The 8,602-nt window shown below is 56.1% G+C and carries 8 protein-coding genes; 5 read left to right on the top strand and 3 right to left on the bottom strand.

Annotated features, from left to right (window positions below; translation table 11 throughout):
• Positions 1-168: 168 nt before the first annotated feature.
• Both Q7O77_RS11360 and Q7O77_RS11355 read left to right on the top strand, forming a co-directional pair.
• The gene (locus Q7O77_RS11360; protein ID WP_304167129.1) at positions 169-759 is read left to right on the top strand and encodes a helix-turn-helix transcriptional regulator; all 591 of its coding nucleotides are present in this window, start codon (positions 169-171) and stop codon (positions 757-759) included.
• An 847-nt stretch (positions 760-1,606) separates the two neighbouring features.
• Entirely contained in the window at positions 1,607-2,386 is a 780-nt protein-coding gene (locus tag Q7O77_RS11355) for an ABC transporter substrate-binding protein (protein ID WP_304167126.1), read from the top strand.
• A gap of 64 nt (positions 2,387-2,450) precedes the next feature.
• Here the strand turns inward: Q7O77_RS11355 and Q7O77_RS11350 are convergent, their stop codons facing one another.
• The gene (locus Q7O77_RS11350; RefSeq protein ID WP_304167123.1) at positions 2,451-3,608 is read right to left on the bottom strand and encodes a methionine aminotransferase; all 1,158 of its coding nucleotides are present in this window, start codon (positions 3,606-3,608) and stop codon (positions 2,451-2,453) included.
• A gap of 127 nt (positions 3,609-3,735) precedes the next feature.
• Here Q7O77_RS11350 and Q7O77_RS11345 point away from each other — a divergent pair, with 127 nt between their 5' ends.
• Positions 3,736-4,662, top strand: a complete 927-nt coding sequence (locus Q7O77_RS11345; protein ID WP_304167121.1) for a LysR substrate-binding domain-containing protein — start codon at positions 3,736-3,738, stop codon at positions 4,660-4,662.
• On the opposite strand, the gene Q7O77_RS11340 is transcribed toward Q7O77_RS11345, so the two are convergent.
• A complete protein-coding gene (locus Q7O77_RS11340; protein WP_304167118.1) occupies positions 4,659-6,587 on the bottom strand; it encodes a sigma-54-dependent Fis family transcriptional regulator in 1,929 nt (642 codons plus the stop codon). The two genes, Q7O77_RS11345 and Q7O77_RS11340, sit on opposite strands and share 4 nt — an antisense overlap.
• A 9-nt stretch (positions 6,588-6,596) precedes the next feature.
• Positions 6,597-6,782 carry a hypothetical protein gene (locus Q7O77_RS11335; RefSeq protein WP_304167115.1) on the bottom strand — a complete coding sequence of 62 codons (186 nt, stop codon included), beginning with the start codon at positions 6,780-6,782 and terminating at the stop codon, positions 6,597-6,599.
• 84 nt (positions 6,783-6,866) lie between these two features.
• Here Q7O77_RS11335 and ssuD point away from each other — a divergent pair, with 84 nt between their 5' ends.
• A complete protein-coding gene (ssuD, locus tag Q7O77_RS11330) occupies positions 6,867-8,039 on the top strand; it encodes an FMNH2-dependent alkanesulfonate monooxygenase (RefSeq protein WP_304167112.1) in 1,173 nt (390 codons plus the stop codon).
• Positions 8,040-8,054: 15 nt separating this feature from the next.
• Positions 8,055-8,602 (top strand): LLM class flavin-dependent oxidoreductase (locus tag Q7O77_RS11325; RefSeq protein ID WP_304167109.1); only part of this gene is annotated, 548 nt, incomplete at its 3' end.

Here is an 8,602-nt window from a genome sequence, read left to right as displayed (position 1 = left end):
GCATTGTTAAGAAAATTCTTGGTAAGGGGTAATTTCTGAAAAAATTCTGAAATAATGTGACTGATGTTCATTCTTTTTATTCGGTGTTATACTTCTTAAAAATCCTACACGAGAGATATAAATTTATGGCATCGCCAGTTTTATGCTAATGGCGATTTATGGCTAGTTGTGACTAAAGTTGGAGGTAATAAAGAAACAATGGATTATGTGTTTTTTCTCGAAGATGAAATAATAACTTATTCGCTTCAAAAAATAATTCGTAGTAAGATTATGACCACAGTCGACATGAGCTATGTCGCGACTGATGTGAGTGATTTGATGCGATATCCCAATAAAGAGGTCAGTAAGGTTTTTTTTATCGGAACTTCAAATGAATGCCCGATAACAGCATCTCTTGTCGACGTGATAAAATTCATCAATAAGGAAAATAGAATTATTCTCTTTAAAAACAACGCATCGTGCTATAACTTAAATTATCAGAAATGCGACTCGGTTATCGGACTGAAAAGTCCCATTGCCGAGATAGTCTCTTCGATAAAGAAAGCCACCCAATCTCCACTCTATATTAACACTGAGCCAAAACCAAGGAGACTGTCATCCAGGGAAATGTTTGTTCTTGAGCAACTCGCTACAGGGAAGTCGAATAAAGAAGTTTCCTCCATGCTGTGCCTGAGTGAGAAAACTATCAGCAGTCATAAGAAAAACATTCTTAGAAAACTTAACGCAAAAAACATTATTGAAGCTGTAAATCGCATATAAACAAATCATCTTCATATCGTATACACACTCAGAACATTATTTCAAAATAGCTGTTTTATTTTTTAATTTAAAAAACTTTTCATTATATTAAATAGTTTTCCCCGTTAACACTGGGTGAAATTCTTTTCTATACCCTGAAGGAAAACAAAATTCTATTCACTGAGATAATCTTTTGGCATCAACGCTATGAACTTAAGTTGTTTTAGAATGCGATGAATATGTTAAAAATAATTAGTCAAAGGGAATACGGCACGCACTCTCCCAGCTTATTGTTACTAATTGTTTCTTTACGTAAGCGATTGGCGGAGTGATGTAATAACCCGTGATTAAGTTGAAAAATACCGAGCATAGAGGGGGCTATGCTCTATCTCGGTCGTATTCGATTTCCTTTCTTGGCAGAAGAACGCCAACGCCTCTTCTTTCCCCTGTCAAACAGGGCGATCCTCTCGCCACGTCACTGCTATTTCCTCTTTTGATCTTCGCCTGCGTTTGCCAATAAATACGACCGGGGAGAGAGATGTCTCGCCGAGGTCAGTCAACGGCGCCTGAATCGTTTAGTCTCCCCGGAAGAGTGACTACGGCGTTGCGTTGTTGATGACTCAACGAGCGAGATTCTGATGGCCCCGGCAGAGCGATAACCCCCTCCGCCGAGAGAGATTTTTCCGCCTTTGATGGTCTCTGCCATCTTCATTGCCGAACATCGTCGACTATTCCGTTATTCGCGGTATGCTGAATAGAGCGATGGCGCGCTCATTCAAGGCTTCTCGCCGACGCTACGCGTCATACTCGGGCTGTTAAATCATCAGCGCTATTTCCCTGATAAAAGATAAAAACGGAGACTGTAGCAGTGAAGAAAATGACCTCTATCCTTCTGGCAGGATGCCTGTTCACTCTGGGATCCGCCTGGGCGGAACAGACCACGGTGCGTTTCGGGCTGGAAGCCCTGTACCCGCCGTTTGAATATAAAACGCCGGAAGGCGACCTGGCCGGTTTTGACGTGGATCTGGGCAATGCGGTTTGCGAAGCCGCTAAAGTTCGCTGCACCTGGACCGAAGCCTCCTTCGACGGCCTGATACCGGCCCTACAGGCGCGCAAATTCGACATCATCAACTCGGCCATGAATGTGACCGAAAAACGACGTCAGGCGATTGATTTCACCGATGTGATTTATCACATTCCCAGCTTGCTGATTGCCCGGGCGGACAGCGGACTGCTGCCGACGGTGGAGTCCCTGCGCGGAAAACAGGTCGGGGTATTGCAGTCCTCGGTGCAAGAAAGCTATGCCAATGCTCACTGGGCGCCCAAAGGCGTCAATGTGGTCTCTTATCAGGATCAGGATCAGGTTTATCAGGATCTCGAGTCTGGTCGTCTGGATGCCACGCTGGTGATGGCGGCGGCCGGGCAGAGCGGTTTCTTGTCGCAGCCGATGGGTAAAGGCTTCGCCTTTGTGGGCGGCGCGGTGGAAGACGAGAGCATTCTGGGGCGCGGTATCGCCTTCGGCCTGCGTAAAGGCGACGACGGGCTTCGCCAGCGTTTGAATACGGCGATTGCTGAAGTGAAAGCCAAAGGCACGATCAACGAACTGTCTAAAAAATACTTTGGCGGATTAGACGTCACCGCGAAGTAACTGGATGAAGAGGGTCCGGGCGTGAACGCCCGGATTCGATGCGTTTCAGACAACCTTTCTCACACTAGCGCACCTGACACAACCGCCGCGCGCCTTCCCGCAACGTATCATCATCTTTCGAAAAGCTTAACCGAATCAGTCCGGTGTCAACGCCTTCGCTGTAGAACGCCGACAGTGGGATGGTGGCGACCTTGTAGTCCCGAATCAGCTTGAGAACGAAATCGTCATCGCTCAGATCGCTGAACCCGCGGAAACGCGCCAGCAGGAAGAAACTACCGCCGCTCGGCAGCAGCTCGAATGGGGAAGATTGCAGCGCATCCACCAGCAGGTCTCGCTTGTGCTGGTAGAACTCGGCCAGTCCCAAATAGCTCTGCGGGTCCGCCATCATGGCGGCGAATGCATACTGCATCGGCGTATCCGCCGAAAACACCATGAACTGGTGTACTTTTCGAATTTCATCCATCAACGCTTTCGGCGCCAGACAATAGCCGACGCGCCAGCCGGTAACGTGATAGGTTTTCCCGAAAGACGACACGATGACGCTGCGTTCCGCCAGCGCCGGATGACGCGCCATGCCGTGATGGATACCCGCATCAAAGACCATGTGCTCATACACTTCATCAGACAGGATGGCGATATTGGTGTCGCGCGTCAGCGCGGTCAGTCGTGCAATGTCGTGTTCGTCGAAAACCATCCCGGTGGGGTTGTGCGGGCTGTTGACGATAATCATACGGGTTTTGGGGTTAATGGCCGCGGCGACTTCATCCCAGTCGATGCGCAGATCGCTCAGCGACAGTTTGATCGGGATCGCGGTGGCGCCCTGCAACCGGACAATCGGCGCATAGCTGTCGAACGCGGGTTCGAAATAGATCACTTCATCGCCCGGATGCACCAACGCGCTAATAGCCGAGTAAAGCCCCTCGCTGGCGCTGGCCATGATCGTGATCTCCTCATTGGCATCGTAACGGGCGCCATACAGCCGTTCGGTTTTCTCCGCCAGCGCGTGGCGTAATGCGTCGAGGCCGGTCATGGACGCATACTGATTATGTCCGTCGCGCATGGCTTTGGAAACGGCGTCGATCAGCTGAGGCGCACAGGCGAAGTTAGGCGCGCCCTGCGACAGGTTCAGCGCCTGATGCTCGGCGCTCAGTTGGCCGATCACGGTGAAAATGGTGGTGCCGACATCCGGCAGCTTGGAACGGGTGACGCATGCGCTCTGCATGGATAGCTCCTGTTTGTCATCGGGAATAGGGTCATTAAGTAATAGAAAACTCTGGGCAACAAGGGAAACTTTGTCATACTAGCCATGCACTCAGAACATGGCTTAACCGGCTGCGACGAGGAGTCTCATGGCCCAGAACCGCCCTTCGCTGGACGTACTGCAAACCTTCGCGGTGGTCTCTCAGCACCTCAATTTCACCCACGCGGCGCAGGCCCTTTGCCTGACGCAGGGCGCAGTCAGCCGCCAGATTCTGGGGCTGGAGCGTCAACTGGGTTACCCGTTGTTCAAACGTCATGCTCGCGGATTGATTCTGACGCCTCAGGGAGAGCGCTTGTTGACGCCGGTGCGTCAGGCGTTGGCGACCATTGATGAGGCGCTGGTGCGGGCCGCCGCCCGGCCGGGAACGTTGCGCATCAAATGCCCGACCTGCGCCATGCGCTGGGTGTTGCCGCGGGTCATTCGCCTGCAAAACGATATGCCGGATATTCATATCGAGCTGACGTCGTCGATTTCGCATGGGTTGGATTTCGATCACGAACATTTCGATGCGGCGGTGGTGTTTGGCCGTCCCTCGGCGCGCGGGCTGACGTTGCATCCGCTGTTTGACGAAGTCCTGACGCCGGTATGCGCGCCCTCGTTGCTCCCGGCCGGTCGGGCGATGACGCTGGAAGATTTGTCGCTGCACACGCTGCTGCACCCTACGCGGGACCGTCGTGACTGGCTGCTGTGGTTGCGGGCGGCGGGGCGTGATGTGTTGCCGTCCAGCAAGGCTCAGCATTTTGATACGCTCGATCTGGCGATGAGCGCCGCGCAGCAGGGGTTCGGCATCGCCATCGGCGATCTTTGCCTGCTGGAAGACGACGTAAAAATGCAGCGGATCGTCACGCCTTTCCCGCTCTGCGTGCCGAGCGGCTCCTCCTATTATCTGGCGTATCCGGCGTCTTCAGAAACTACGCCGTCACTCAGCGCGCTGACGGCGCGACTGACGGAAGAGGCAGCGCTCAGCCGGGCGCATTTGTTGTCGTTGATGCAGGCGGAGAGCCACGCCCGCTAGCGGACGTTTCCCCGTTGCCAGATCGCATCCCGCACGGTAATAGGGCGGGACAGCAGTCCCAGCGCATAAAAACGGTCGGCGATAATCTGCTGCTCGCGGATCACCGCGATATCCATCGGACGCGTTCGGTGACTGCGTCGCTGCAACGCGCGTTCCAGCGACGCGGTGGCCATGCCCAGCTCAACGGAGAGACTGCGGGCCGCCTCGCTGCGCTGGCTGTCGATGTCGTGGCCTGTCTGCGTCAGCAGCTCCAGCAACGGCTCCAGCACATCCTCATGACGAATGACGAAATCGCGGCGCGCCAGATAAAACTGATGGTTAAGCACGCGGCGGCGTCCGTCGGCGATGACCCGCAACGCGCCGTCGCGCTCGGCATCGCTTAACAGCGGATCCCACATCATCCACGCATCCACGGCGTGGTAATCACTCGGCGTCAGCGGGTATTTCGGCGGGGAATACACCACGCGGACGTCGTTCAGCGTCAGTCCCTGTTCGTCCAGCATCTGCACCAGCAAATAGTGTACGTTCGAGCCTTTATTGACGGAGATCCGTTTGCCGCGCAAATCCGCCAGCGTGTGAATATCGCTGTCCCGAGCGACCAGCATCGCCACGCTCTCCGGCGCGGGCGGTTCGTAGGCGACGTACACCAACGGCGTGCCCGCGGCCTGAGCGAAAATCGGCGGGACTTCTCCCGTGGTGCCAAAGTCGATTTCATCGTTGTGCAGCGCGTGCAAAAGCTGCGGCCCCGCCGGGAACTCGCTCCACAAGACGCTAATGCCCTGACGTGAAAACTGGTTTTCCAGGCTCTGGCGCGCTTTCAGTACGCCCAGAATGCCGAATTTCTGGTAGCCGATGCGCAGTTCGCGCTCCGCGTGTCCGGCAGACGACGCGCCGGATGAAGCGGATGCGAGGGCCGAGGTTTTACGTCGGCCTTTGATCAGCCCCTGATTGGCCAGCAGCGTGCGCAGGGTGTTCCGGCTGACGCCCAGCAATGATGCCGCCTGCGTCTGATTGCCGTTGCTCAGTTCGAAGGCGTTGCGGATGAGGGCATGCTGGAGTCGGTCATACAGCCGATCCGCCTCGCTTTCCAACTGCTGGCGGATAAAACGGTCAATCGCGTCGTCGCACGTCGGGACATTCAGATCTGACAGTGTCAGATTGAGGCGCAGCTGCGCCGGGGTGATATCGCCGTCTTTGCTCAGCAGCACGGCATTATGCAGGGTATTTTCCAGCTCGCGCACGTTGCCGGGCCAGCTGTAGGCCATCAACGTGTCCAAGGCATCCGGCGACAGCCGTCGGGTGGGGCGGCCCAGACGACGGGCATACAACGACAGGAAATGCTGCGCCAGCACTGGGATATCGCCAGTGCGATGGCGCAGCGGCGGTAGGTCGACCACGGCGACGTTAAGACGATAGTAGAGATCTTCCCGAAAACGCCGTTCGCGAATGGCCAGCGCCAAATCGACATGGGTGGCGGCGATCACGCGCACATTCATCTTCACCGGTTTGCGCGATCCCACACGGGTGATCTCCCGCTCCTGCAAGACCCGCAGCAGCTTGACCTGTAACGGTAAACTCAGCTCGCCGATCTCATCTAATAGCAGCGTGCCGCCCTCCGCGGCTTCAAACCAGCCCTGATGGGTTTGCGTGGCGCCGGTAAACGCGCCTTTCTCATGGCCGAACAGTTCCGCTTCGGCCAGGCTTTCCGTCAGCGCGCCGCAGTTCACCGCCAGAAACGGCTGCTGCCAGCGGGTGCTGTGATGATGCAGATAGCGCGCCACTACCTCTTTCCCCGTTCCGGTTTCCCCCACGATCAGCACCGTGGCGTCCGTCGGCGCCAGCTTGTCCAGCATACTTTGGAAGGCGAGAGAGGCGGGATCGATTAGCACTGGCGTATCGGCGGCGAAAGGCTGGGGGTTTTTCATCGATGGCGTTCACGGCTGAGAACTGGATGGCCTGAGCTTATCCCAGCGCCAGTAGTGATACGAGAGGGCCATTGAAGCCCATTGCTGCAAACGCAGCAGTTGGTGATACCCATTTGCTGCAAATGCACCATTTTTACCGTCGGCTGGAGAGGTGTAATACCATGATTTTATTAGATAAAAAATCACGTACTTCATGGCACGGATCCTGCTTTGATTTTTATAACTAAATTGGAACATTGTTTGTATAAATAATGAATATAGTTATATAGGAATCGAATAATGGCTGAGTCTGACAACGGCAATATCAAGGTTTTCTGGTTCCTGCCCACGCATGGCGATGGGCGTTATCTGGGGACATCTCACGGCGGACGCCCGGTGGATCTGGCGTATTTACAGCAGGTGGCGCTGGCGGCGGATAACCTCGGTTACTACGGCGTCCTCATTCCTACCGGCAAGAGCTGTGAAGATTCCTGGCTGGTTGCTTCGGCGCTGGCGCCTATCACCCGTAAGCTGCGCTATCTGGTGGCGGTGCGTCCAGGCCTGCAACCGCCGACGCTGGCCGCCCGCATGGCGGCCACGCTCGACCGGCTGTCGGAGGGACGATTGCTGATCAACGTGGTGACGGGCGGGGATCCGGTGGAAAACAAAGGCGACGGCATCTTTTTGAGTCACGCCGAACGGTATGAGGTCACCGAAGAGTTCCTGCACGTCTATACGCGGCTGTTGAAGGGAGAGAAAGTGGATTTCTCCGGCAAGCATATTCGGGTGGAAGGCGCGGAAGTGCTGTTTCCGCCGGTGCAGGAAAACGGCCCGCCGCTCTATTTCGGCGGCTCTTCGCCGGAGGCCATCGACGTAGCGGCGGAACAGATTGATACCTATCTCACCTGGGGTGAACCGCTGGCGCAGGTTGAGGAGAAATTGCGGGTGGTGCGCGAGCGCGCCGACGCCAACGGACGCACGCTGAACTACGGCATCCGCCTGCATGTCATCGTTCGTGAAACCGAGGAAGAGGCTTGGGCGGCGGCCGATCGCCTGATTGCCCATCTGGACGACGACACCATTGCGCAGGCGCAGAAAATCTTTGCCCGTATGGATTCGACCGGGCAGGCGCGGATGAGCGCGTTGCATCGCGGCTCGCGGGAATCTCTGCGGATTGGCCCGAACCTGTGGGCGGGCGTCGGTCTGGTGCGCGGCGGCGCGGGTACGGCGCTGGTGGGCAGCCCGCAGCAGGTGGCGGATCGCCTGCGTGAGTATCAGGCGCTGGGCATCGAAAACTTCATTCTTTCCGGCTATCCCCATCTGGAGGAGGCCCATCGCTTCGCCGAGCTGGTGATGCCGCTACTGCCGTTGGCGCCGTCGTCCCGCCAGCCGTCGCGTGCCGTCAATACCGGTCCCTTCGGTGAAACTATCGGCGGCGACCGCCGACCGGTCAAACAGGTCAGCGCCAGCTAATCACGGGAGATCGCAATGCCTCATCAGGAAACTCGCCGTCCCATCCAGTTTGCCTACTGGGTGCCGAATGTCTCCGGCGGACTGGTCGTCAGCAAAATACCGCAGCGCACGCAGTGGGATCATCACTACAACCGCAAGTTGGCGCAGATCGCCGAGCGCGCCGGTTTTGATTACGCCCTGACGCAAATTCGGTTCACTGCGGGTTACGGCGCCGACAACCAGCATGAATCGGTCACTTTTTCGCAGGATCTGCTGGCCGCCACGGAGCGTCTGAAGGTGATCGCCGCTTTGCTTCCCGGTCCGTGGAATCCCGCGCTGGCGGCGAAGCAAATCGCCACTATCAGCCAGATTTACGGCCCGCGTATCGCCGTCAACATCGTGAGCGGCTGGTTTCGCGGCGAGTTCAAAGCCATCGGCGAACCGTGGTTGGATCACGAGGAACGCTACCTGCGCTCGGAAGAGTTTATCCGCTGCCTGCGGGGCATCTGGCGCGAGCCGAGCTTTACCTTCGCGGGCGACTTTTACCGCTTCCGCGATTACGTCTTCAAACCTAAACCACTTGA

The sequence above is a fragment of the Lonsdalea britannica genome (assembly GCF_946477055.1).
GTDB classification, from domain to species: domain Bacteria; phylum Pseudomonadota; class Gammaproteobacteria; order Enterobacterales; family Enterobacteriaceae; genus Lonsdalea; species Lonsdalea britannica_A.
This window is presented reverse-complemented; position numbering and strand designations above follow the sequence as displayed.

What these genes read in the sequence shown, in the direction of transcription:
- Q7O77_RS11345 (WP_304167121.1), top strand. Translation starts at nt 3,736, where the DNA reads ATGGCCCAGAACCGCCCTTCGCTGGACGTACTGCAAACCTTCGCGGTG.
- Q7O77_RS11340 (WP_304167118.1), bottom strand. Translation starts at nt 6,587, where the DNA reads ATGAAAAACCCCCAGCCTTTCGCCGCCGATACGCCAGTGCTAATCGAT.
- ssuD (WP_304167112.1), top strand. Translation starts at nt 6,867, where the DNA reads ATGGCTGAGTCTGACAACGGCAATATCAAGGTTTTCTGGTTCCTGCCC.
- Q7O77_RS11350 (WP_304167123.1), bottom strand. Translation starts at nt 3,608, where the DNA reads ATGCAGAGCGCATGCGTCACCCGTTCCAAGCTGCCGGATGTCGGCACC.
- Q7O77_RS11335 (WP_304167115.1), bottom strand. Translation starts at nt 6,782, where the DNA reads ATGAAGTACGTGATTTTTTATCTAATAAAATCATGGTATTACACCTCT.